The organism is Ignisphaera cupida (assembly GCF_030186535.1).
Classification (GTDB): Archaea; Thermoproteota; Thermoprotei_A; order Sulfolobales; family Ignisphaeraceae; genus Ignisphaera; species Ignisphaera cupida.
Genome location: NZ_JASNVW010000001.1, coordinates 1 through 25,403, shown reverse-complemented (window position 1 = coordinate 25,403; position 25,403 = coordinate 1). Strand labels below are relative to the sequence as shown.

Annotated in this window: 28 protein-coding genes and 1 tRNA gene; 11 read left to right on the top strand and 18 right to left on the bottom strand. The window is 32.4% G+C overall.

Annotated features, from left to right (window positions below; genetic code table 11):
• Positions 1–25: 25 nt before the first annotated feature.
• A complete protein-coding gene (locus QPL79_RS00145; RefSeq protein WP_285272770.1) occupies positions 26–340 on the top strand; it encodes a ribosomal protein L13e in 315 nt (104 codons plus the stop codon).
• Here QPL79_RS00145 and QPL79_RS00140 read toward each other — a convergent pair.
• The 3 genes from QPL79_RS00140 to QPL79_RS00130 all read right to left on the bottom strand — a co-directional run bounded on the left by QPL79_RS00140 (position 330) and on the right by QPL79_RS00130 (position 2,671).
• The gene (locus QPL79_RS00140) at positions 330–1,316 is read right to left on the bottom strand and encodes a hypothetical protein (protein WP_285272769.1); all 987 of its coding nucleotides are present in this window, start codon (positions 1,314–1,316) and stop codon (positions 330–332) included. The genes QPL79_RS00145 and QPL79_RS00140 overlap by 11 nt on opposite strands.
• Before the next feature lie 107 nt (positions 1,317–1,423).
• Entirely contained in the window at positions 1,424–2,362 is a 939-nt protein-coding gene (locus QPL79_RS00135) for a TIGR00269 family protein (RefSeq protein ID WP_498371504.1), read from the bottom strand.
• A 51-nt stretch (positions 2,363–2,413) separates the two neighbouring features.
• Positions 2,414–2,671, bottom strand: a complete 258-nt coding sequence (locus QPL79_RS00130; RefSeq protein ID WP_285272767.1) for a DUF211 domain-containing protein — start codon at positions 2,669–2,671, stop codon at positions 2,414–2,416.
• Positions 2,672–2,966: 295 nt separating this feature from the next.
• Between QPL79_RS00130 and QPL79_RS00125 the strand changes: the two genes are divergently transcribed.
• Entirely contained in the window at positions 2,967–3,626 is a 660-nt protein-coding gene (locus QPL79_RS00125; RefSeq protein WP_285272766.1) for a hypothetical protein, read from the top strand.
• 983 nt (positions 3,627–4,609) lie between these two features.
• Here the strand turns inward: QPL79_RS00125 and QPL79_RS00120 are convergent.
• Together QPL79_RS00120 and QPL79_RS00115 are read right to left on the bottom strand one after the other, a co-directional pair.
• On the bottom strand, positions 4,610–5,617 hold the full coding sequence (locus QPL79_RS00120) for a hypothetical protein (RefSeq protein ID WP_285272765.1): 1,008 nt from the start codon (positions 5,615–5,617) through the stop codon (positions 4,610–4,612).
• A 119-nt stretch (positions 5,618–5,736) separates the two neighbouring features.
• On the bottom strand, positions 5,737–6,087 hold the full coding sequence (locus QPL79_RS00115) for a hypothetical protein (RefSeq protein ID WP_285272764.1): 351 nt from the start codon (positions 6,085–6,087) through the stop codon (positions 5,737–5,739).
• A 363-nt stretch (positions 6,088–6,450) separates the two neighbouring features.
• Between QPL79_RS00115 and QPL79_RS00110 the strand changes: the two genes are divergently transcribed.
• The 4 genes from QPL79_RS00110 to QPL79_RS00095 all read left to right on the top strand — a co-directional run bounded on the left by QPL79_RS00110 (position 6,451) and on the right by QPL79_RS00095 (position 10,851).
• The gene (locus tag QPL79_RS00110; RefSeq protein WP_285272763.1) at positions 6,451–6,720 is read left to right on the top strand and encodes a hypothetical protein; all 270 of its coding nucleotides are present in this window, start codon (positions 6,451–6,453) and stop codon (positions 6,718–6,720) included.
• 88 nt (positions 6,721–6,808) lie between these two features.
• Positions 6,809–7,366 (top strand): archaeal heat shock protein Hsp20, encoded by a 558-nt coding sequence (hsp20, locus tag QPL79_RS00105; protein ID WP_285272762.1) that lies wholly within the window; start codon positions 6,809–6,811, stop codon positions 7,364–7,366.
• Positions 7,367–7,492: 126 nt separating this feature from the next.
• Positions 7,493–8,029, top strand: coding sequence for a hypothetical protein (locus QPL79_RS00100; RefSeq protein WP_285272761.1), 537 nt, complete (start codon positions 7,493–7,495; stop codon positions 8,027–8,029).
• Positions 8,030–8,403: 374 nt separating this feature from the next.
• Positions 8,404–10,851 carry an STT3 domain-containing protein gene (locus tag QPL79_RS00095; protein ID WP_285272760.1) on the top strand — a complete coding sequence of 816 codons (2,448 nt, stop codon included), beginning with the start codon at positions 8,404–8,406 and terminating at the stop codon, positions 10,849–10,851.
• Between the two features lie 18 nt (positions 10,852–10,869).
• Here the strand turns inward: QPL79_RS00095 and QPL79_RS00090 are convergent, their stop codons facing one another.
• The 10 genes from QPL79_RS00090 to QPL79_RS00045 all read right to left on the bottom strand — a co-directional run bounded on the left by QPL79_RS00090 (position 10,870) and on the right by QPL79_RS00045 (position 17,585).
• Positions 10,870–11,178 (bottom strand): hypothetical protein, encoded by a 309-nt coding sequence (locus tag QPL79_RS00090; RefSeq protein ID WP_285272759.1) that lies wholly within the window; start codon positions 11,176–11,178, stop codon positions 10,870–10,872.
• A gap of 31 nt (positions 11,179–11,209) precedes the next feature.
• Positions 11,210–11,294, bottom strand: a tRNA-Leu gene (locus QPL79_RS00085).
• 84 nt (positions 11,295–11,378) lie between these two features.
• Positions 11,379–11,699: a hypothetical protein gene (locus QPL79_RS00080; protein WP_285272758.1), complete on the bottom strand. Its 321-nt coding sequence runs from the start codon at positions 11,697–11,699 to the stop codon at positions 11,379–11,381.
• Between the two features lie 109 nt (positions 11,700–11,808).
• Positions 11,809–13,428 (bottom strand): B12-binding domain-containing radical SAM protein, encoded by a 1,620-nt coding sequence (locus tag QPL79_RS00075; RefSeq protein ID WP_285272757.1) that lies wholly within the window; start codon positions 13,426–13,428, stop codon positions 11,809–11,811.
• Positions 13,429–13,434: 6 nt separating this feature from the next.
• Positions 13,435–13,899, bottom strand: coding sequence for a RecB-family nuclease (locus QPL79_RS00070; protein WP_285272756.1), 465 nt, complete (start codon positions 13,897–13,899; stop codon positions 13,435–13,437).
• A 19-nt stretch (positions 13,900–13,918) separates the two neighbouring features.
• Positions 13,919–14,872 (bottom strand): DNA cytosine methyltransferase, encoded by a 954-nt coding sequence (locus tag QPL79_RS00065; RefSeq protein WP_285272755.1) that lies wholly within the window; start codon positions 14,870–14,872, stop codon positions 13,919–13,921.
• Positions 14,862–15,389, bottom strand: coding sequence for a hypothetical protein (locus QPL79_RS00060; protein ID WP_285272754.1), 528 nt, complete (start codon positions 15,387–15,389; stop codon positions 14,862–14,864). Before QPL79_RS00060 ends, QPL79_RS00065 begins: the two co-directional genes overlap by 11 nt.
• A complete protein-coding gene (locus QPL79_RS00055; protein WP_285272753.1) occupies positions 15,379–15,948 on the bottom strand; it encodes a tRNA (cytidine(56)-2'-O)-methyltransferase in 570 nt (189 codons plus the stop codon). Before QPL79_RS00055 ends, QPL79_RS00060 begins: the two co-directional genes overlap by 11 nt.
• Positions 15,897–17,039, bottom strand: a complete 1,143-nt coding sequence (gene hflX, locus QPL79_RS00050) for a GTPase HflX (protein ID WP_285272752.1) — start codon at positions 17,037–17,039, stop codon at positions 15,897–15,899. The genes QPL79_RS00055 and hflX overlap by 52 nt, the downstream gene beginning before the upstream one ends.
• 18 nt (positions 17,040–17,057) lie before the next feature.
• The gene (locus tag QPL79_RS00045; protein ID WP_285272751.1) at positions 17,058–17,585 is read right to left on the bottom strand and encodes a multiprotein bridging factor aMBF1; all 528 of its coding nucleotides are present in this window, start codon (positions 17,583–17,585) and stop codon (positions 17,058–17,060) included.
• Between the two features lie 179 nt (positions 17,586–17,764).
• Here QPL79_RS00045 and QPL79_RS00040 point away from each other — a divergent pair, with 179 nt between their 5' ends.
• From QPL79_RS00040 to QPL79_RS00030, 3 genes are read left to right on the top strand one after another with little or no spacing between them, the layout of a single operon-like run.
• On the top strand, positions 17,765–18,901 hold the full coding sequence (locus tag QPL79_RS00040; RefSeq protein ID WP_285273387.1) for a proteasome-activating nucleotidase: 1,137 nt from the start codon (positions 17,765–17,767) through the stop codon (positions 18,899–18,901).
• A gap of 19 nt (positions 18,902–18,920) precedes the next feature.
• Positions 18,921–19,436, top strand: coding sequence for a PUA domain-containing protein (locus QPL79_RS00035; protein WP_285272750.1), 516 nt, complete (start codon positions 18,921–18,923; stop codon positions 19,434–19,436).
• Between the two features lie 5 nt (positions 19,437–19,441).
• Positions 19,442–20,173, top strand: a complete 732-nt coding sequence (locus tag QPL79_RS00030) for a proteasome assembly chaperone family protein (protein ID WP_285272749.1) — start codon at positions 19,442–19,444, stop codon at positions 20,171–20,173.
• On the opposite strand, the gene tgtA is transcribed toward QPL79_RS00030, so the two are convergent.
• Both tgtA and QPL79_RS00020 read right to left on the bottom strand, forming a co-directional pair.
• The gene (gene tgtA / locus QPL79_RS00025; RefSeq protein WP_285273386.1) at positions 20,174–21,745 is read right to left on the bottom strand and encodes a tRNA guanosine(15) transglycosylase TgtA; all 1,572 of its coding nucleotides are present in this window, start codon (positions 21,743–21,745) and stop codon (positions 20,174–20,176) included.
• A 16-nt stretch (positions 21,746–21,761) separates the two neighbouring features.
• The gene (locus QPL79_RS00020; protein ID WP_285272748.1) at positions 21,762–22,196 is read right to left on the bottom strand and encodes an Lsm family RNA-binding protein; all 435 of its coding nucleotides are present in this window, start codon (positions 22,194–22,196) and stop codon (positions 21,762–21,764) included.
• Positions 22,197–22,371: 175 nt separating this feature from the next.
• On the opposite strand from QPL79_RS00020, the gene QPL79_RS00015 reads away from it, so the two are divergent.
• Positions 22,372–22,731: a DNA-directed RNA polymerase subunit G gene (locus QPL79_RS00015; protein WP_285272747.1), complete on the top strand. Its 360-nt coding sequence runs from the start codon at positions 22,372–22,374 to the stop codon at positions 22,729–22,731.
• Between the two features lie 419 nt (positions 22,732–23,150).
• Positions 23,151–24,743, top strand: coding sequence for an ATP-binding protein (locus tag QPL79_RS00010; RefSeq protein ID WP_285272746.1), 1,593 nt, complete (start codon positions 23,151–23,153; stop codon positions 24,741–24,743).
• A gap of 5 nt (positions 24,744–24,748) precedes the next feature.
• Here QPL79_RS00010 and QPL79_RS00005 read toward each other — a convergent pair.
• A partial coding sequence (locus QPL79_RS00005; RefSeq protein ID WP_285272745.1) for a TCP-1/cpn60 chaperonin family protein occupies positions 24,749–25,403 on the bottom strand: 655 nt, incomplete at its 5' end.

Sequence of the window (25,403 nt, the reverse complement as noted above, 5' to 3'; positions counted from 1 at the left end):
GAAGTTAAATAGGTGTTTTGCATTTATGAATAGTGAAACATGTTGCATTGTTGTTGAGGTTCCAGCTCCAAAGGTTAAAAAAGTAGCATTAGTCAAGTATAGAGGAATTGAATTAGGATTCAAAATTGGAAGGGGATATAGTCTAGGAGAGCTTAAAGAAGTAGGTTTGAATTATAAACTTGCACGTCAACTTAATATACCAGTTGATTCAAGAAGAAAAAGTGTGCATAAAGAAAATGTTGAAAGTCTTAAATTGTTTCTAGATCAAATTAAGGAAATTGTAAATGCTAGGAAAACGAAACCAGCAAGAATAGCAGTTGTAGCTCAAGCTAAAGAGTAATTTGATAATCTCTTACAAATGTTCTTAATACTTTTCGCCAAAGTATCCTAACCATAACTTTTCTGGCTATATCTTTGGGCAACACAATATTTATAGACTTTTCCTCATTAGAGTTCATAGTACCTAAGCTAAGTCTTTGCATAACCCAACCACTTCTTATTATCAGCACCTCAACGGCATCAGCCCTAGACGCTCCAACATTTCTTACTTGAAGCTTCAAGTTATTTTCATTTAATTCATAATGATTTAAAATTATATCAGGTTGCAAGGCCGAAGAGAATACTACACAATTAAATACATGTCTTGTCATCTCGTTATCACACTTCAACTTAATTTTAGTTAGAGATGAAACATCATGAATGTTAGTTTCAATGAAATTAAAGCCTTCCCCTAAGGGAAACAATATGTTTTGATTACTATCAACAATGAAGTGTAATTGCGATGGTTTTTGTGCTATAATCCCCATATGTATGTATGCTGTTCTATAATCTTTATATTTCTGAGTTGGAAGCTCCATCTCATAATAGTCAATTAATGGGATAATTTCACTATTACACAACAAATAGGTATTATCATCATCATATTGATGAAGTGTTATTAGAACTGCCCCATCTATTTTTATTCGTTCCTTTCCTTCATAGCTTATTTTAAATGTTAAACCATTTGATGATAGTATTTTCGAAACCTCGTATACAAATATGGCTTGGTATAATTTTTCATTTATTTTTGCATCTATGTGTGGTCTAAATTCTCTTGTTAGAGCAATGTTATTTAGTGCTACTTTCCACTTTATAATGTCACTAACTTTATTATTACTTGAGACAATTACAATTAGATAACCCCTAAATGGTTTATACCGTGGAAAAGTGGTTTTTGATATTACTTGAGAACCTTGGCCTTGCAGTACATAATCTTCAACTAAACTAGTTATAGCAAATGTTGAATTTTTATGCTCCTCTTCTATTCTAATCCTCATAACACACAACCACTAAACGCTATATATAAAGATAGTATTTTAAATGCTTTATTTATTATACCCGTTTTAGTTGAGCAAAATTTATATCCAAATTTATATCCATTTATCTATATGTTAAGTACCTCATTTACTAATTCACAGAATTTGCATATAATTCTGCCTGGCGATGTTGGTTCTCCACATTTCGAGCATAGTGGCAATTCTATTGGTTTTGTATTGGTTGATTTAACTAATGGCTCTAGAATTTCATCTACATATTTCAAAAGCTTTATTTGAATACCTGGATAGAATTTTTCAATATCTTTAATTAGTTCACGTATTCTTGCTCTTAGTGTAGGTCTTTGAAGAATATATGGACATTCTGTTTCCTGAAATTTAAAATTCTCTATATACGCCATAAACGATGTTTCATATTCATATATGGCTCTGATTGGTTTAATTCTCTTAACAAGTAATTTACTATGTGTCATACTCAATGGATGTAGTTGTATAAGTCTCATTAAATCACCTCTCAATATGTTTATCAAATATGTTTGAACTTCATCATCTAGATTATGTCCTGTAGCAACTTTATTCACATTAAATGTCCTAGCATAAGCATTTAATATTCTTCTTCTTGCAATACCACAAAAAGTACAAGCACTTACTTTTATACTGCTATACTTCTTTATCTGCATTAACATAAAATCATCTACACCATAGCCAAGCTCTTTCTTAATACTTGTATTTATGCAATCCACACCAAGATCATGGCATGTTTTCTTCAAAAAGTCAAAAACATCGGCTCTGCTATATCCATGAATATTCTCATCAATCATTAATCCAATTATTTTTGACGGATTATGTACCTCAGCTAAAATTTTTAATAAGACATAGCTATCCTTACCTCCTGAAACCCCTACCAATACAGTATCTCCAGGCAATATCATTTGATACTTACTAATTTGCTCTAAAACCCTATTTTTAACATCCTCAATAAAACATTTCTTACAAAGTCTTAAACCAGTATGTCTTTGATAGAAAATAGCTTTATTTCTTCCACATATAGAGCAAATAGCACTTGCTATTGCGTTTCACCTACATAACGTAGGATTTGTTCATTCCTTAGATGCTATAATTTCACTAACATTATGTATGGCAATACCCATATCTTCTAAAACACTTCTTATTTTTTCAAAATCCAGGTTCACCCCTTCAATAATAATTGTAACAGAAACAACTTCAGCATTTATGTCATTAACCTTTATATTAACATTCCTAACCTCATCTAACTTTAATAATTGATTAGCAATATCAATGATATTTTGTTTTCCCATAGACTTAAAGGCGTTCATAACAATTCTTGTTAAACCCATTTTTATTAATACCCTCTAAGCTAATTAAGCTTTAAAGACTATTTAGTTATTATTAAAATATGGATGATGAGTTATCCCCGTATTGAAAGATGCATGATATAAACTTACCCAACTGAATTTATGTATTTAATTAAGTGTAATACCGTAGTTTATGAATGTAGATGTGTTATGAGAATATGGTTAAACATATGTAATACCTTGTTACTACTTCAGTTTTGTTAGAGGAAATATGGAAGTTATTTTGTGCAATCTTTTTGTCTTCTTTGCAATAAAAACACTTAAGTGAGACTTACAAATGAGCATTGATGCTCTTAGGCTTGCTATTTTAGATGCTTTTCATAGGTATGGCCAAAAATTTGTTTTAGTTATGAAAGCAGCTCTCTCTGTCGCAAGAGAAAATAAACTGCGTGGAAGCAACTCCATGGGTGATTTTGATTATAAAGGTGTTGTAGAGAAGCTTAATTCAATGGGGTATTCATACAACCCATCTCTTCTTCTAAAAACACTTGAAAAAGAATACAGAATAATAGAAACATCGTATAAGACTAGCAATCAACATTGGTATAAATTTAGATACGGTATAGAAGTTCTAGAATCCATTATAGATAGCATAGTTAAGGGATCTGAGGATTTAGAAGATCCGGATATAACATTGATAAAAATACAGTTTAGAAGTCTAAGGCCTAGGTATTGGCTAAACAAATTAAAAAACATGGGTGTTAAGGAGAAGCTATCAAAAGCTGATATAAAAATATTTCAGAGATTTTCATTTGCCATATTACCAAAACTTATAAAGATTTTGAAACAAGCAGAAGAGTTTGAAGACGAATTGTTTATTGAAATCAATGTTTTGAGAGAGGTAATACAATTAGCTCAGTTAATAGCAGAAAAAATTGATTATGTTGAGTTAGGTAATAAAATATCTATTGATTCTCAAGTTGTTCAACACATGTAGTTACACAGTATCTTTCAACATCTTCACAAATACTTTCACAAAAATCATTTTCACAGTTATCACAATTCACAATATCTTCACAAAGATCGTTACATTTTTTAATATAGTCTATTTTCATTTTTACACCAACATACTCTAACCTAGTCTAACCTAGTTAAACACTTAAGTTCTTTAGTTATTATATTTCCTGAAGCCATTAATCACAATAATAAATAAGGATTTTGAGAAAAACAGTAACAACTAGAGTGTGTAAAGTCGTTTTTGGGATTTAAAATTGTTTTTAACTAGTTGATGGAATGTGAATAAGTGGTCGTCAGTGCCCATTACTATGGGCACTGGCTTCCTCCTCAGCACCCCACCCACTTTTCATAGGCTCATCAAAGACTGTATTGGTGAGCACCACAAAGCTTGTCTCCTGGTTGACTAGGTATAGTCTCCTATTTCTGGTAGCTATTTCACAGCCATTGAGACGAAATCCTCTATACAAGTGCCCATAGCATTTAATAAGAGAGCTTGTAAATTTCTAACTAAGCCAACATTATGTAATTCATATTAGGTTAGAAAGTTCTTAAATGGAAATCTAATGATAGTGAGTTTAATAGGCGTTTCCCCACTCACGGTACTTTTAATTGGTTTCAATCACTTTTAACTTCGTGAGTGGGGTTGGCCCTAGGCTTGGGTTCACCAGCTTCACCCAAGCCTCATGGGACTCTGTCGAGCCCAACGCCACAAGGCTCCCATCTACAACTCTCACTCCCTCACCCCCTCTCACCGCATAGCGGATCACAGAGGATTTCTTATCAAATAATTAGAAGCAATCAAAAGCATTTAAATTTATCGCTAAATCGAAAACAGCCTCTATGAGATATAATAAAGCTTGTTAACTTATGTAAAGGATTGACTCTTTCCACAGAGTTAAAAATGCTGAAAATTACTTAAGATTATCGTGGAAGGGGAAGTGCATAAAACGATTATTGATGTTTTTAACCTGGTCTAGACTTAAAAATTATTGTGGGGATATCATATTCTATCCATTCTGCTACTCTCCCAAATAACTTTATGTTGTAAGGCAGTAACGCATTTTTTATCAAGTTAATAAGCTCTTTATCAATTTTGTTAAGTACACCATAAACAATGTTGATGTTGTTGAATTCTAGTATTTTGGTTATGTTTGTGAAAAGCTTATGTTTCCTAAGTTCCGAATCAATTTTTTCCCCAATTCCTGGCAACAAAGGATAATTTTTAGAGTAACTTGTTATTGCATAAAATAAGTGTGTATTTTTAGCAAGAGGTATCTTAATTATGGTATGCAGTCTTGAAGCTTTGGTTGCATGAATATATAAACTAATTACATTTTCGTTGTCATTTCTTTCTTCAACAATATAGCTACGTATAAATAGTGATGAATATTTTAGCTCATTAACTAACTTATCTAAAAAAAGTTTCAGTTCCTTATTTTTTGTAACAATTAGATCCCCTAACATGGTTAAAGGCCATGTATACACAAGTTCTTTGTATTTTATTACAAGACCTGTTGATAACATAATAGTTCTTGAATCAACATATATTCTTCTTACATTACCTTCAATTTTTTTAATCGATTCATGAGAAAGCTTTAAAGTTGATATAATACAGCTTATAACATCATTGATAAAGCATAGCTCTTTTTTGTTAAGTAATTCAAAAATCCATAGACGTTGAGCCTCAAATTTTTCAAATCCCTTTATTTTATCTATAATACTTCCTGTTTTTATTGTGTAAAGCTTTGTGGAATAGCACATAAAATTACATTTATCGAACAACTTTCTAATATCATAATCGAACAGTATTGGAATCTTGGGAAACTTATACAAAGCCCCAATAGATGATAAGCTTCCTCCAAGAGGCCCTATATCTATAAGCAAAGTTGAAAACCCTTGTTCGCTAGCATCTTTATACATCCTTAGTGCAGCAACTCCTGAACCTATAATAGCAATATCAACATTTATCATTACATCACAACCTATATGTGTAAGTGACTTAATTATTGAATATGATATGCTTAATTATTTTATTTCCTATTTACTTTTCCTACAATAATGTTTAAAGTACTTAGATATAAAATCTTATTCTACTCAATTATTGCAGCATTTACAAAATCATCTCTAAATATACCTGCAGGCATCAATGTTTCAACATAAGTATGTTGCTGTGTTGAAATCAATTTAATAACTTCACTTACAATCTCATCGATAGATGGTGTATACCCAGAAAATAATTTTCTATCACCAATAAATATGATAGGAAGCGAGTTTAAAGCAGCTTTTATTGGGTCAAGCCATATATTTACTGGGTTTAAAAGTAATTTCACACCATATTTTGTGTAAAGAATTTGGCTAGCTTTTTTAAGATTATCCAACGCTACATTACTCATTTCATCAAGTCCCATAAATATTGTTGCTTCTAAAACAAGGCCCTTCATAACTATTACACTAAACTATTTTCATTTCCTGATTTAGCCATAGTTAAACAAATTTAGATAAAGTGTGACCCAAATCAGTCAAGAAGATGTTTTAAAATTAAAAGCCTTGCTTTTAAAGTAGATAATTAAAATTTAAAAATCCTTTCTATTCTTTATCTTCATCGATTATAAAGAAACATTGATGACAATGATTTATATTATGAAAAGCTTTAAGCCAAAAATAAAAGCAAAAACGAAATTATATGTTATTAACTTTTCATTAATGTTATGGCGTTGAACTCTAAAAAAATATTTTATAGCATTGTTTACAAATTTATAATGATAATAAAGATGTATTATTATTAACATTGTGTGAATAAAAGCATGTGGTTTATATATAGAAAAAGTCCATTAGGTGTTGTAGCTAAAGAAAGCATGAAAACTGTACTAGGAGTTTATCAAAGTCTTGATGAAGCTAAAAATATTATGAATAAATTGAAAAATATTTTAATGCCAAATGTGAAAGTCCTTGAGTTAAGCATTGAGATCACAAATAATGTTGCTAGCTTAGATGCAGATTTAGTAGATGTAATGAGACAAGTATGCAAAAACTCAAAATGTTACATTTTAGTTGCGTCATGGTATAGTGAATGATGCTATGTACAAGTGTTTTTCACGAGTGTTTATAACTCTGGTTAAAATATAATAGATTGATAGAAGCAAATAATATGGGTGTATTTTAATGTCAGAACCAGAAGAACGTAGGGGGAGGAGGAGAAGAAGCATTTTCGATTTATTCGATGACTTGTTTAGCGAATTAGAAGAAGAGTTAAACGAATTAGAGAGATCTTTTAGAATAGGTCTTGCACCACTAGATAAAAGCGAATTTGGCAAACCCATAGTATATGGTTTCAGAATAGAAATTGGTCCTGATGGCATTCCTAAAATTTATGAATTTGGCAATGTTAAACGAAGTGGAAGAGGAAGACCAAAAGTCATTGTAAGTGAAGAACTTGAGCCTTTGGTTGACATTTATGAAGAGGAAGACAAAATTAGAGTAGTTCTTGAAATGCCAGGTGTTGACGAAAATAAAATAAAGGTTGAAGCACTTGATGATCGCCATATAGTTGTTGAGGGATCTAATCATGATAGAAAATATAAGAAAGAAATAGAGCTGCCAACAGAAGTTGATGTTGATTCTGCTGAGGCTGTGTATAAGAATGGTGTTTTAGAAATTAGATTGAAGAAGAAGAAAGAGAGTAAAAAAGGTAAGATAATAAGGGTTGTGAAGGAACATTAAATCTCTTTACCTTTAGACACATTAATTTTTTGATATTTACCAATCTTATTCAAGGCTTAAGTAACCTTAAACAAGGTTTAGCTACAATGCCGTTAATGAAACTTTAGCTCATAGATAGTGGTTTATATGAATACTGAAGATCAATTAAATAATGCAAAGCCTTTTGTAATAGGCACGGAAAAATGTCCTGTATGTAATTCTATAGCAACAATTAACATATATACATATGAAACACCTCCCAATGAAAAAATCATTATTATGACAATGAAATGTGAGAATTGCGGATTTAAAACTTCAACTATAATTCCAATAGCTACATCTTTCTCAAATAAGTGTATTGCAATTGAAATAGCAACTCCTCAAGATCTTAACACACTTATTTATGTACCTGAGGACTCAATTATAGAAATTTCTGAGATTAACATAAAAATTGAAGTATCTCAGCTAAAGTTTGGAAACATACTAACCATTGACGCAATATTATTGTATGTTCTAGAACTATTGGAGCAGATAGCAAGTAGTGAAAATAACATGCAAAACATAAAGTTATTAAATGAAATATTAAATGGCAATGTAAATAAGAAAATTACCATTATTATAAAAAGCGAATATGGTGTTGAAGTTTTGAAGAGTCATAGCAATGAGAACTATCGTGTATGCTAATATATTCCCTTAAAGTTTTCAGCTTTGTTGCATCAAGAGCTTTAAAAGTCATTGATATATTTTAAGTATTTTAAAGTTAGCAATAACAAATATCGAAAACTTAAGCATTATATATAAGGTTCTTGTAAAGAAGAATGTATTATTGAATAGTGGAAAGAAACTTCATATACTGTTGACCTAATCACATTATCAATATTTGTTAATCATAAAATGATTATGGTGATGAAAAACTTGTAAAGTTTTTATACCCCATCTAATACAACACATAATGAGTACTTCAGAATTCGATAATGGAAAACCTTGGCTAAGAAAATGAGATTGGAATTCAACACATGGAATTGAAAATAAATGAAATGACTTTGTGGTGATACTTTGTGAAAAACAACATTTTTATCTTGGTTTACAGGCTTTGGGATAAGCATTCAAGAATTGTTACAGCCATTGTTGTAGTATTGATAGCTTTCATTGCCTTTTGGTTGCGAATGCAACAATATTTCAATGTGACAAGTTCTGGTATAGCATCTGTTTATCCTGAAGCTAAATTGGATGAACTCGATACATTCTTTAATTATTGGGTTGTGTCATATCTTGATAAAAATGGATTACAATCATGGACTAGTCTTACAAGCACTAACCCAGCTACATGTGTGTTTTGGTATCCTTCTTGTAGAAATGTTTTTGCATCTGATTTACAAGGGCATATACTAACTATATACTTGCTATATGAAATCTTTAAATCTTTTGGAGTTTCATTATATGATTTAATGGCGATTTTACCTCCGGTAATGGGAGCTCTTGTAACAATATTTATTGCATTAACTGTAAATGAAGTAACAAACAGCAAAATCGCGTCAATAACAGCTGCATTGATTTATTCGCTATTCTTCATTAGTAGAGAAGTAGCAGGATTTACAGTTAAATACTCATTTGGATTGTTCATAGCCCCTATAGCGCTATGGCTACATTTTAGAGCTTTGAAATCCCCTAAAATATATAATTTTGCTCTTGCTGGTATTGCACTTGCATATGGCGCTAGTGTGTGGACAGGTATTGGACTTACAGCAATACCGGTATATGCATCAATGATTTTTTTGCCCTTTGTTAAAGATTTATCCTCAAAAACTGTCTTCAAAGAATATTTAACTGGTTTTGCTATAGAATCAACAATACCATTCATTGTCATGTATTTAATGCCAACATATCACGGTGGAAGATTTGTACTTGCAATAGCATATTACATTGCGTTAGCAATTTTTGTTTTTGCTTGGCTTCTTCACATCTTATTTAAAAGAAGAAAAGCTATGAAGATATATGCAGCAATTTTTGTGGCTTCAATAATACTAGCAGGAACTCTCATAATATTGTTTGATACTGTTCCAGGACTTTATGAACAATTCACAAAGTTTATTCCAATTGCTGGAAAGATCATGCTTGGCCTGGGAATAAGGCCTCCTGGTGTACCTGCAACTGTAGCTGAGTACCAGCCTCTGTATGAGCTTGGTTCATTGCCTCAATATATGATATTAACACTTATGTTAATGATATTTATACTCATACCAATGACAATTTACATTTTAATTAAATCAAAGACCATTAGCTTGCTAATAATGTTGATATGGATTGGTTTAACATGGTATGCAACATATAATTTAAGCTATTTTGTTGATTACATGAAACTTGTAACAGCTGCATGTGTGGGTTTGTCTCTGGGTGTTTTGTTTCAATATTTAAAACCTGAAATTAGAGTTGTTGGTCGTTTAACCAGAGTTAAAGTTTCTTTTATGCAGATTATTGGAATTATTGTTGCAATTATAGTGCTTATAGCATCAATACCTGTAGCATTTGCTGAAAGCAATCAATACTACATCTCCTATACAATGATTTCAAGAGCAGAGGGCTTCTTCTTACCAACAACTGTTTGGCTTGACACGTTAAAATTCATAAGGTTTAATACATCGCCAAACGCTTTAATACTAAGCTGGTGGGATTATGGCTACTGGATATCTGTTATAGGCAATAGATCTACTGTTGCTGATGGTGCAACAATAAATTCTACGAGAATACATGTTCTTGCACAATTCTTTACCATGCCATATGAAAGCGCTTTGCAATATCTAAATCAATTTGGCATATGCAAGAAAAGCGATGTTTATGTGCTCATATTTAGCCCTATAGATGTTTATGTTAATTACTCTTCAAAAAATGTTTACATAGGTCTGAACTCGCCATCGCAATTTAGTTTCGGGGATATGGCAAAATTCATTAGTGCAATAATATATTTAGCAACAGGCTCATCACCTTTAAGCATACCTCTTACCACAATTACAAGTTATCCTGCATCAGCATCATCACTAGGAGGATATAATGAGTTAGCATCAAATAAGTGGGTTGTTGCAAAAAGAGTATATGTAGGAGGAAGCCAGTATACTGTAGAAATAGGTCTTAATTGGAATTCTTCAACTGTTTTAAATGCTACTATGCCAAGACTCTATGCATGGTCTATTCTTCAAACATTCTCAAAAATGTATCCATCATACAACATAAAGATTGTGCCATGGGTACTAGGCTATGAGCTTATAGGCTCTAGCTTCACAGTTGTTGTTGAACCAGTACTTGAATCAAAATATTTTGAATCTTATGGCATATATGCAACAATTAAGAATGTAAATCAATCGCTATATAGCTTAGCATATGCAGGAATTTCACAACCATTTAAACTGTTTATTGCGTCAAATAGAAGTGCTGAAGCTTATAGGGTAGTTTTCATAGCATTGCTAAAACTAAATAGCAATGTTTACAATAGTATATGTACAAAACACTAAGTTGCTAATTCTTAACATCTATTCTTCTTCTGCTTCTTCCTCTTCCATTTCCTCAGACTCGGTTTGAACAATATAAAGCTTGCTCACATCTCCTTCCCTGCCATGTGTTCTCATATGATGCATTAAATCCTCTATTGAGAAAAAGTACAGAGATTTTTCGGGTATAATATTTGAATAATCAGTATAGCTAGGACATACCTTAGTTATGTCTATACATAGAGGACACAGAAATAGAGTTGTTGCTTCATCATAACATGTCTCGATTTCAATACTTTCTGCAAGTTTAATTTTTCGTCTTATCCACTTAGGTTCCCAGCTATAACTCATAATACAATCACATTAGTTAATTATGTTTTGATGCGGGGGGTGGGATTCGAACCCACGCAGGCCTACGCCATCGGGGCCTCAGCCCGACCCCTTTGACCTGGCTCGGGCACCCCCGCACTAGCTATTTAATACCCCAAAATTTACTTTTGTGTAGACGTTAAAAATGTTTTTTCTTTATGGATTTTTTTAATATAATTGAATCATGTAAGTAACGCCTTTAAAATACTGTCTGATTCCTTAATATTTTTCACAGAAACTACAAATACTATTGGTCTACCTGTAGGCGGAGTTTCACTACACTTAACTTTTCCAAAATCATCCACAAATGCAAAACGACATTTTGTAGCTGGAGGTGGAGATGATATTATAAATACTTGCTCATCTCCAGCACTTATTATAGTGAAGCAATTCTTGTCTGTACACATAAGTGATGAGGTCATGCTAACCGCTGACATGCGAGAGTGCAGCATTAGTATCATGTCTTCAAATGTTTCAAGTTCTATTGTTGATATTCTTACCAATGCTCTCATCCTCTAGATGTTTCTATATTATACTGAGATTATAAGGATATTTACTAAAATTAACTAATACATATCCTAGTACTTTCAATTAATACTATATGGAAATATATCAAATATGTTTTTCATGAACATAGATAATTTCTCCAAATACAACTCGATCACTAATTACATTAGTTATTCTAATGGTAACTCTATGTCCAATTAAGCTACTAGATCCTTTAACAATAACAACAGGTCCATGTTTCATTGGATATGCTATGAGATATCCTTTCTTCTTACCATATTTATGAGCTATGATTGCTTTCATTAATTTGCCTATGAAATTCTTTTTTTGATTAATATTAAATTCTTTTACTTTGTCATATAAAATCTTTCTTAAGGGATCAAAAATAGCTGCTTTTGGTCTTGGGGCAAATTCGAATGCTGTATATGGCAATGGTGTAAATCTATACAAAACTATTCTTTCTACACCTAAATCCCTAAGCAAATCAATAGTTTGAATTGTTTTCAATATATCCTCATCCTTTTCAAAAGGCAGTCCATGCATAAGATAAACATATGGTCTAAGCCTATGTTCTTTAAGCAGCTTAATAGCATTGATACTTTCGAAGCATTTTGAAGGTCTTCCAACTTTTTCTAGTAAATCATCACTACAACTTTCTAAGCCAATATATATTGCAGTATCTTTTACATATCTCCCTAGAACCTCTGCTACATCATTGTTAACTAAACATGGCTTTATATTCTCAATTAATACAACGGCTTTTTCTTCCGCAATAGCTTTGATCTTAGATATTTTACTCAACAAATCTTCTAATGCTTTAATATTTGGTGAAGGTTTGCAGGGATCTGTAAGAGGACCCTCTACTAAATCATCTCTTCCAAAATCTAGAAAATCAGGAGCACTTAACACTATTCTACTTACACCTATGTTTATCAGTTTCTCAATTTCTTCAACTATGCTATACAGATTGCGGGATCTTGCAGGTCCATGAATCATAGGCACGCTACAATAGCCACAGCCTGGAGGTATATTCATAGGACAATTGATTCTAAGGCTTAATGAGCCCTTGTAGCATATGTGACAATTATTGCAGTATTTACCATCAAATGTTTGAATAGCTCTTCGAAAATTACTACAACCTCTAACAGTCTCTACATAAACTCTTGATGCCCAGAAAAATGGGTAATTTTTAAGGTCATTAATTTCGGGTATTATATTCAGCATTTGTTTAGGTGTCCACTCGCCTATGCCACCATCTAAAATGTTTTCACCATTTTTTATTGCTAATCCCTTTAGTATATTCTTTGATTTGGATAATTCATAGTATGCTTCAGTAAATGTTTTAAACTTCGACAAAAGTTTTTGTAGTGTAACCTCAGCTTCTCCCTTAAATGCAATTGAAAAATCGAGCAATCTTAATATTGATTGACTTAATGTGCCAGGTCCACCAAGAACTACTATACCTCCATTAATCCTTTTCCATTTGCTGACAAGTCTTTTTACAGCTTTATAATCACTAATCATAAATGATATGGCTATGGCATCGAATTCCTTCAGAATTTCTTCATTGTTGAAAATAGCTTCATATGGATATAAAGTAGCTTTAAGACCAAACGTCTTTATAATTGATGTTATTAGTCTTGGGCCTACACCTATAACATCTAATGTTGAAACTCTTCTACCCTCTCCTCTAGCATTAGCATCAACAACAATTACATTCTCCACTTGCATCTACCTTAGAATCTTTGAAATCTTTAGAAGAGCAGCAGCAGCCTCTGCAACAGCATTAGGCGAAAAAATTTCACTCATTTCACTAATTTTAGAAACGTAGCCCAATGAGATATCCTCCTTATTAAATGGTGTTTCCCCAGCTTGAACTATAATTGCCAAAGAACTTACATTTCGATTTATTACATTTTCTATGTCAGGTGCATCTTTGTGTCCTTGAATAATGAATACTAGCATTTCAATTGATAAAAGATCCTTTAACTCTCTTAATTGTGATAATACGAAAAGTGATTTACCATGCTTATAAGCTAACTTAAATACTTCTGGAAGACCATTTTGCGCAGCCAGGCCAACAGGTTTCACAACTACAAATCCGTTGATGAAATTAAATGAATAAGCAAGTTTAGCTAGGTCTATTAGTCTATACGGACTTGATGGAGCGTGCGCAACTAAGTATATTTTTGTCATAATCTACTTCACACAGTGATTATTTGAACATTGTTTCCATTAAAAATTTTGCTATGGCAAATGATAGTGTTGGAGGTACAGATTCCCCAACTTGATTAAATTGTTGATCTTTTCCACCAAAAAATATGTGGTCATCAGGATACCCCATGAGCCTAGCTTGTTCACGAACTGTTAAAAGTCTATTCTCAAATGGGTGTATAAATCTAGAGGATCCAAGAACTGTTGGAGCAATTCTATAAGGGTCTAACTTAATGAAATTTGGAAGCACCTTTGAATCGCCATAGTAATAATATAGGGCTTTGCCATGTCGCAATCTTGATATTTTCTTCATTTTCTTATCTGATATAGGTACATACTCATGATTTGGAATATTGGATTGCGACGGTGGTGGCAAATCGCTTAATGCATCTATAACACGTATAAGTCTTTTTACAGGTTTTGGATTTATTGGAACATTTGATATGAAAACTCTTCTTCTTCTACTTGGTGTTCCATATTTCTCAGCATCAAGAACATTAAAATATATTTGGTTATATCCCACATATTGAAATTCATAAATCAAACTATTTCTTATTGGTTCATCTAAAATTGCAGGAACATTCTCCATCACAAATACCTTGGGCTTTAGCTCACCAACAATTCGAATAAACTCAAGTGTTAATCTACCTATTGGATCTTTGTAAAGTCTATCAAGAGGATCGCGTTCTCTATTAGGATTAGCTCCTGTAAAAGGTTCGCATGGAGGACTTCCAATGACTACATCATATTTGCCCTGGGTAAAGTAGGTTATGTCAGAACCCGAAACATTTTTTATATCATCTATAAGTACTATTGCTTCAGGAAAGTTTGTTTTATATGACTTTCCACATGCAGGATCATTATCTATAGCAAAAACTATATTAAATCCTGATTCTTTGAATCCTCTTGAAAAACCTCCAGCTCCACAAAACAAGTCTATGATTCTAGGCTTCATTATTTAAATCAGCCAAATGATTGTTATTGATTTTTCTAAGCTTCTCAAGGACATTAGTTAAATAAGATGTTATAAGTTTGTTATTGAATTCTACAAGATCTGAACCACAGTGTATACACTGAAAATTGTTTTCAAATGCTTCATCAAATGTGTATATGCTGAAATCATTTGGGCATATATAGAATGTATTATTTGATTCATAGTTTAATCTCTCATGTAAAACCCTAATAACATCCTTAATTCTTCTTGATATAGCAGCTTTAATCATTGAGTAGTTTGAAAACCAGCGATAATTATACCAATGACTTTCGCCTCGTTGGCTACGAATATATGCAACAAATCCTCCACTACTCATCTCATACAATAGTCTTCTCACATCATTTACTCTGATACCTGTTTCTTGTGCAATTTCATCAATTGTTTTGCCGCTAGAGGAATTTAAAAGAGTTTCTAAAACCTTTCTTCCACTAGCTCCATACATTTGCTCTATAATTTTAAGTAGTTCGCTATCTCTCAACTCGTTTCACCATCTTATCTTTAGCACTTGGTACAATATAATATTTTGCGTCAGGGAAACATAAATTCATTTCACGTCCTTGCCATAATCTATCTAAAAATAGTGCTAACGCAGAAACCTCTGAATGTGGTTGATTTCCTATAGCTATATTATAATCAGCCAATTCATAAAAAACTCTCTCAACTTTTTCAGCACCAACAATAACTAAAATCTTTTCGCATTCCTCTATAATATTTGTAATTGCTTTATCTATTGGGAGTCCATACATAGTTAAATGAACAATACATGATTTTTCTTTTTTGTATTGCTTTATAATCTCAAATGGGTTAACACCATCTATTACTTCAAAATATGATCCTCCCCACCTCTTAATAACCTTATCTACGGACTGTTTAACATTTTTGTCAATAACATTAGCTATGTAGATTCCCCTAGCACCAAAAGCTCTAGCAACAAGTGCAACATGTGTTGTGACTCTACGATCTCTTTGAGGTCTATGGCCAAGCCTTAATACATATACATGTTTTTTAAGATCTTCAACTGAGATACAGCTCGACATATAAACTCCTTTAATGTATCTATGTTTAAACCTTTTAAAGCAGAAATTGGGATAATTCCTATCACATTTACATTTCTACTTAGCAAATATTTGTGAATAGCCTCAATAATTTCATCAATGTTTCCCTCTTTTTTGTGTTGAGAATTTAAAAGATCTATCTTATTTAAGGCAATAATCATAGGTTTGCCTTCAAAGCCTATATTACTTAAAATGTTAAGCGAAGAATCAATTTCGTTATGTATAGAGGCAAAATCTTTACTAACATCTATAACAAGTAGTAATATGTCCGCATGTCTTATTTCCTCAAGAACAACTTTGAATGCTTCAATAATTTCAATAGGCAATTTCTTAATAAATCCTATTGTATCTACCAATACAATTTTCTCTGCATCTTCACTGCAAATATTTATAGCATATGATTTTGGTGTTAATGTAGTAAACATTTCATTTCCAGTTGGTTTGTTTAGATTAGTTAAAGCATTGAAAAGTGATGTCTTTCCTGCATTAGTGTAGCCTATTATTGCTACATGTATCCATCCAGAACTTCTTCTTCTTTCTCTTTCAATTTGTCTCCTAGCTCTTATCTCACTTAACTCTTTTCGTATCCTAGCTATTCTTCTTCTTACATGCTCATACTGAACATCTATAGCATATCTGCCTCCACCAAGGAAACCAGGTAATTCACCCATTTTGCTTCTTCTAATCCATTCCCTAATGAGAGGTAATTCATGCAAAAGTCGAGCCATTTCAATTTGAAGCAACGCCTCTTTAGAACCTGCATGCATTTGAAATATTTTAAGCAATAACATAACATGGTCAATGATTTCTGCATTCAATTCCTTCATCAAACACGTTATCTGCCTAGGCTTCAAATTATCATATATACAAAGCTTTTTTACATTGTTGCTCTCCATTTCATATTTAAGTTTCAATATTTTGCCGTATGTAAGGTAGCAGCTTGTATCGATTTTCGATATTTTAACAACAAGCTTGGGCTCAAACCCTGCTTCTTTAACCACTGCAACAATTTCATCTATGTATTGCATATCTTCCTTCTTAATAACTAAAATTGTATTCTCTTTAATTATCAATCCCCATTATGCTAGTACTTACTCCTTTTCTCCTCTAATATTCACAATCTCTCCTAATGTAACCTCTTTTACTATGTCTCTACCTTTTTTTAGCTCTTCTTCAACTATAGGTACAAGAAGCCTTATGTTTAGAATTTCCTCAAGTTTTTTAGCTAAGTCAAATGATGGTCGAAGCTTTCCACTTTCTATCCTCTTAATAATGTTTTCACTAACCTTAGCTTTTACAGCTAGTGTAGACTGTGACCATCCTAATGATTCACGAGCCTTTTTTATTCTTTCAGCATAGTCATCAACAAGTTCATAGCGATCATATGAAATGGTGCTCCTTTTTTTGATTTGAGTTGATGATACTTGAGTTTTCAAGCTCTGCACTTGTTTGGATATAATGCTTGCTGTACTAGGCTTTTTCTGTGTTGCTTTTTTGTTTGTTTTTTCATCAAACTTATTTTTGCTTAGTTTAATAAAGCAGCTGTCACACACCGTCAATATGGTATTGTCTATAGAGACTTTGTGTTGTTTTCCATTGGTGATGGGCTCGCCACACAATTCGCAGTAAACAATGTTTTTGCTTATTCCCAGTTGCGCTCACCTATATAAGTATCTGGGAAAAATGTTTTTAGCTTTAAATTATTTAAGTATCTTAGGAGAAATAGAGGCGAAGTATTGAAATGGAATTTGAGAATAGTATCGATAAATACAAGGATAATGCGGAAATAAACATAGATATGCTAGATATTTCCACACTAAGAGAACTGCTATTTAAATACAAGGAAGAGCTTGAATATTATAAATCTCAGCTAGAAAAACTTACTGCACCACCTCTTGTAGAAGCAACATTGATAGATGTTTTGCCGGATGGAAGAGCTATTGTAAGAAGTTCATCAGGACCTGTGTTAATAGTTAATGTTTTAGAGGTTGTTGATAAATCAAAATTAAGACCTGGTGTTTCTGTCGCCCTAAATCAAAGAGGTTCAGCAATTGTAGAGGTTTTGCCAAGAGTTGAAGATCCTAGTGTTAGGGTATTTGAGGTTATTGAAAGACCTAATGTCACATATAGCGATATTGGAGGTTTGGAGCAGCAAATAGCTGAGATTAGAGAGGTTGTTGAGCTACCATTGAAAAACCCGTTTATATTTAAGGCTATGGGTATAGAGCCTCCAAAAGGGGTTTTACTCTATGGTCCTCCAGGCTGTGGAAAAACACTTCTTGCAAAAGCAGTTGCGCACGAAAGTAATGCAACATTTATTCGAATTGTGGCATCAGAACTTGCACAGAAATTTATTGGTGAAGGTGCTAGACTTGTTAAAGAAGTTTTTGCATTAGCTAGAAGAAAAGCACCAGCAATAGTACTAATAGATGAAATAGATGCAATAGCTGCTAAAAGACTTGATGTGGGAACAAGTGGTGAAAGAGAGATACATAGAACACTAACACAGCTGCTAGCTGAAATAGATGGTTTTGACCCCTTAGACAATGTCAAGATTATTGCAACAACTAATAGAATTGATATATTGGACCCAGCCATTCTAAGACCTGGCAGATTCGATAAAATAATTGAAATACCACTACCAGATATAAAAGGACGCTATGAAATATTTAAAATCCATACAAGAAAAATGCCACTTGCAATAGATGTTGATTTAGTAGAATTAGCTAAGATGACAGAAGGTGCTACAGGAGCTGATATAAGAGCAATATGTACAGAAGCTGCTTTACATGCTATAAGAAGCAATAGATTGGTTATAGAAAGAAAGGATTTTCTATATGCAATAGAAAAAGTTTTGAAGAAAAGATTTAGACCTTATGCAGGTATTGCTCAATCCATGTCACAAAGTAGAGAAGCAATAGAATATCACCTATAAGTATATTTGTGATTTACACATGTCAAATTCTCTTAGCAAAATCCAATATTGCTCCAAACCTACAAGAGATGAAATAGACATGCTAATATTGCTGCTAAACTATTTTTATGGAGACTATACACAAAAAATTGTAGAGAATCTTAACCTAGATGACTTATCCTTTTGCTATTCTAAAAAAACAAAAAGATTAAGAGCAATAATGTATAGAAATGAGATGTTTGCTTTTATTAGAGCTTCTGACTTTAGATTAATACCTCACATTCCACTAGCCATCTTGCTCCATAAAGTAATACCATTTCCAAAGCACCGTATTGTAGTAATTAACGAAATTGTGCCTGATATAATGGGATCTCACACTATTTTTTCAAAACATGTTATACAAGGTGATGAAAATATAAAGCCATTTGATGAAGTCTTAATAGTAGATGAAGAAGATAATCTCATAGGTGTGGGAAGAGCGATTATTAGTTATGAGGCAATGATAACTAGTTTAAGAGGTCCTGCGGTGCAAGTTCGTGAAAAAGTAGAAAGGTGATGGTTGTGAAGAGAAAATATAACCTAAGGTTACTTGTCAATACTAATAGCATAGTAAAGGAGAAAATGGTTTTAATTACTGGTTTTCAAGGATTTGGCACAGTAGGATATTTAACAACAAGATACTTGGTGTCAAAACTTGCCATGAGTTTAATAGGATACATAGAACCTCCATACATTCCAGACTTTACATCTGTTGAAGAATATGGATTGAGCATGCCACATGAAGTATTCTTTAAGGATTTGAATAATTTAGGCATAACTGTGTTGCTTAATAGAATAAATCCAGATAGAAGATACTTAACGAGTTTTGTTAAAGCATTTACTAAATTGTTAAAAAGCTTGAAAATAGAATGTGTATATCTAGTAGGAGGACTTGATATACGTTTTCGTGAAGGAAATGAAGAATTTAGATGGCTAAAAACAAAAGCAAGCAATGTTACATTAGATAAGCCTTACTTTATAAAAGGTGCATATATCGTGGGGCCAATAGCATCGTTGTTAATAGAACTAGAAAAAAATAATATACCAGCCATAGCCATATTCCCATATACAGAGCCTGAAAGTGTTGATCATAGAGCAACTGCCATAGCTATTAAGGCTTTAAACTCATTGCTAGATATATCAGTTGATGTTGAAGAGCTCATAAAGTATGCCGAAAAAATTGAGGAGTTAGAGAGAAGCGTGCAAGAAATGTTGCTAGGGTTGGAGAAAAAAGAAAGTGTTATGCACACCTAGCTACTGTTTATCAAATAATAAGAATTTAATTGAAGATCTCTTACCAGAGTTTTCTACTAGTTTAACTATCTTTTTATACAATTCCTCTTGCCATTCTTCTCCACTACTTACTAAATATATTATTGAAGCATTTTTCGACATCATAATGATTTTGAAGATGTGATGAGCTAAATCAATAACAATGTTTTCTGTAAGCTTATCTAAACTAAGCTCAAACTGAGAATATGGATAGACATGTCTGAGCTCCCAGGGCACAGCCCCTATAACTGGATAGTAGAGGTATACACCTATTTTTTGAGTATTCATATCAATTTCTTTTGTAAGACTTTTTATGAGGTCTCTAACTTCATATTTTTCTTTAAATATGTAGGGAAGAAATATCAATACATCTTTGTTACTATGAATTCCCTCAGACAGCATTTTTCTTTTGGCGTGAACAATTCTCGGATTAAATATAGAATATTCAGACAAAATTAAGACTGCTCTAGCATTTGGTTTTGACAATGGTGAATGCTTGTAAAGATATTCTACATACTTAAGAATTGTTGTAAATGCTTTCTTAGTAGATGGATGAGCATTTGCTTTAAATTCTAGGTATTCCCAAAACCTACCCTCCTTTATGGCTTGTTTAATTTCATTTATTTCCTCTTTAATTACATACAGATTATGCATTGCAAGAAGCCTTATTCTTTCATTTTTTGTCATTTCTAATAATTCCTTTGGTGAATGTTTTGAACATATGGGGCATTGGCATGGAGCATAGTCTAGCTCTTCAAGTCTATAAGTTCCTCTTCGCGTGATGTATCTATTGTCCTTTGCATAGAGTATATAACTAGCAGAATCAAACAGATCTACACCAAGGGCTACAGCAAAAGGCAATATCAGTGGGTGTCCAGCACCAAATAAATGAAGAGGAGCAGCAAATGGCAATTTTGATCTAACAGTGAATATCATGTCAATTACTTTATCGAATAAATACTGCTCAAGTAGTGTTGTTGGACTTCCTAGTGCAAAAATGCTAAAACCTTGATAAAATAAATCTACAGATTTTGCTGCAGATTCGCTGAGAACATCTAAATAAATCCCACCTTGAATAGGTAAGGTCCATAAAGTATTTCTGCAAGCTTCACCAGATATTATACTAAGTGCTTCCTTTGCTCTATTCAATGTCTCTCTTGCACTATTATAAGCTTCTTCTTTACTTACATCAAATCTTGTTGGAATATCGAGTATAACTCCAATATCGCTTCCAATGAAACATTGATACTCTATAATTTCTTTATTACTCACATCTATTTTGCCATATCTAAGAATTTGATAAGCACCTGAATCAGTCATAATAACTCCATTAAAATTTAAATGACTATGTATATTTTTTACATGTGGAAAATGCTTTTTCAATAAATATGCATTTGTAATTATAGCATTGAATTCCATATTCATTAGCTCAGAAGGCTTAATAAATTGCTCTTTAAGAGATGGATCGATCACAGGAAATATGTAAGGAGTTTCAATTGTTCCTGATCTTGTTTTTAATCTTCCTATTCTGCCTGCAAGATCTTGATCTCTAATTTCAAAACAACTTATTTCAGCCTTTTCTCTTGCTTTCTATATACTCATTGTATATTTCATAGATTTTTTGAGCAAGACTACCAGAGCCTTCAACACCAGCCTCACTAACTCTTATTCTATCATAAACTATAACAGAATTTGTATCAGAAAGAATTTTTACAACATCTGCTCGCAATCCAAGTTTTGAAATTAGTAGTGATGCAAATTCTTCTGCATTAAATATTGGCTGCTCTTGAATTATTATCTCCGAAATTCTCGACCCATTAACTATAACTCTGTAGTATTTTCCACCATCACTACTTTCAACATTGCCTAACACAATATGAAGAGAGTTTTGGTCAAAGGAAATTAGTTTACCAATATATGTTTTTCCATCAACTAGTCTAACCAACACTTTCTTGTCTATATTCTTCGCAAGTTCTCCAACAATGCTTCTACTACTATAGCTCAATAAGCATCACCACACATCTATGTTATTGAAATATAGAAATAAAAGCTTTAATAAATGTTTTTAATTGCTAATTAGATCTATTCGCTTTTGTTAGTGGTCACATAAGTGAGAATTAGGTTTATTAACACACGCTATGTAAATACTTTACAAATAAAATTTGATTAGGTAACATGGTATGAGTTTAATGCTAAAATGTATTATAGAGGATGTGTCAAAATCTCGTATACCAGATATTCAAATACTTGAAATGAAATGTAGCAATGAAGTTGAAATTAAGATGGATATTCATAGAAAGTTAAATCTTTTTAAACCTAAGGAGGAAATTACATTTATTCTCTCAAAAGAATTGCCACAATATATTGAAGGAAAGGATTTTGTAGCCCATGGATTCATCATTGCGAAGAAAGCTGAGAATAACAATACAAACATGTACATAAGTTTGTGGGGCTTCTTAATAATAATTTCAGTAACAAATGAAAATTTGATCTCAGGCTTTAATATAATGGATAAAGTTTATGTTAAAATGTCTCATTAGCCTAGCTCATTAAGATGTGATAAAACAGAGTTTTCCTAGCCAAGCTTGAGTTATTTAAACAAGGTTTAAATTTATTTGAGTATTGAAAATTTTAGCAATTTCTATGAAACAAAGCTAAATTTTAGCGATTAAGAGAAAAGCTTATATGAATTGATAACTATATTATTTTCTAAAAATGAACAAGAAGATAATGTTCTAAGCCGTTACTATGTTCATAGATTTGAACTTTATATGATCAGGCTCAGTAGTAATTCATGAACCTGGGATGAATTAAAAACATCCTAGGCTGGATGAAATTTTCTGGGTTCAATCATAAGCTATGATGTTGATGTATTTTGTTGAGTAATTTGTACAAATTTTTAATAATAGCTATCTATTGTTTACATTTTATTTTTATTATTATGAATTATGGGGTTGTGATGCACAGCACCAAAAATAATGGTCTTTCAATTTATATTGAGAAATATGATGATAATGTTTTGCGCATTGAATCTTATCCAAAGGCTATTACATATAGTCTTGTAGTTTCGTTGAGATATGTTAGCAGAGGTAAAGTTGAACATGAATATGTGAAAAACATTGAACATAGGATATTAGAATCCTTGCTAAATAGAGTTGTAAATGCTAATCAACGATATTTTTTACTAAGTTGTTTAGATTCCAACAAAGTTTCTACATATATAATGGTATTGTCAAAAGAAAAAAATGAGATAAATAAAGAAGCAGATGTGATATGTTCCATCATTGAAAATCTATCTAATAACAGTATTAATTGCAAAGTAGAGAAATCAGAAAGTGCTATTAACATTTTGAAGAGGTGTCTATATGGAGATTCAATAGAGAATCCACTGAAGTGGTTATTAAATGTATTTTCAAAAAGAATGGATTCAAACAATATTAATAATGTGTTTTTACTTGAGCATCCACTATCTTTTGAATGGGGATATCCAAATATAGAACCTCAAAAATACGAGTATTTATCAAAAATATTTGATAATAGTGATAATGCTATAAGACTAGGTATTATTCATTCAACTAATATTACAGCAAAATTAAAACCAGAGCATTTAGTGAAGCACATTATAATTGTTGGTGCTACTGGAAGTGGAAAATCGACTACAGCCTCAATAATAGCTCGTGAAGCTACTAGAATTAACTACACAGTTTTTATTATTGATTGGCACGGCGAATATGCTTCACTGTTGAGTGATTGCAACAATATTGAATATACAAATCCTGTAGAGGGAACTATACCATCATTTTTAAATTTAAAAAGCATTATCGAATACGAACCATTAGCATTTATAGAAATTCTAGAAAATGTTCTTGAGTTAACACCACCACAAGTGCATATATTGGAAGAAGCTATAAAAGCATTGTTGAATAAAAAAGCGTTGGAACTTTATGATATAGATCTTCTAATGGATATTATACAAAACACATCTCTTTCAGCAAGATGGGTTTCAGAGTCGAGAGAGGCCTTAATTAGAAAGTTGAAGGTTTTATCAAGTGAGTATTTGAATATAAAGTGGAGAGGAGTAAGAGAAGTAGGAATAGAGAAAGGCAAGATATTAGTATTTGATGTGTCCTCAATTCCTAATACACGTGTTAAAAGAATTTTAGCGTCAATAGCTATAAAAACTGCTACATTAAAAGCTCAGTACAATGAAGTTGAAAAACCGTTGCTAATAATAGTGGATGAAGCACACAATATCTTTACTAAGAATAATCCAATATCTAATTTAATTGCTGAGGTTAGAAAATGGGGTGTGGGATTTGTTATTGTTACTCAAACACCTTCATTATTAGCACCTGTTGTTCTAAGAAATGCAAATACTAGGATAATTCACGCCATAAAATCTTCAATTGATATAAAAACTCTGTTGGGGTTATCAATACTTAAAAAAGAATATAAGAAGGTGATTCCTTCGCTAAAACCTGGCGAAGCTCTTGTTATAATACCTGAATTACCAGAGCCTATACTAGTAAAAATTGGTTTAATTTCTAGTTAAATACTCTACTCTTCCTCCTTCTTTTCTTCTTTCTTCTTCTCTTCCTCCTTTCTTCTAGCTGCTGCTATAACATCATCAATTCTAAGTATTAGTGTAGCTGCTTCAGTACCAGCTTTTAATGCTGAGGTTTTTACAAGCAAAGGTTCTACAACGCCTAATGTTTTTGCATCTGTAAGTTTTCCTGTGAATACATCAACGCCTATCCACTTCCCATCAGTCTTCATGTGTTCTGCTCTTAGCTTCATCAACATGTCAACAGGGTCTAGACCAGCATTCGTGATGAGTGTTTCCACTATACCTTCCAATGCTCTAGCAAATGCTTCTACAGCTAACCCCTCTTTACCACCAACTTTATTTGCATAGTCTCTAATGTATTTAGCTAGCTCTATTTCAAAGGCTCCAGCACCATAAACAACTTTGGGAAGTCTGTAAACATCTGCTACAGCACTTAAAGCATCTCTAACACTTCTCTCAGCCTCGTCAACCAATCTTTCTAAACCTGCTCTTAACACTATTGAAACTGCTCTTGGGTTTTTGCAGTTTTCAACAAAAACCATCTTATCTTCGCCAACCTTTCTCTCTTCGACAAGTGCACATTCACCAAGATCTTTCTCGGTTAGATCCTCGATATTGCTTACTATTCTTCCTCCAGTAGCTCTT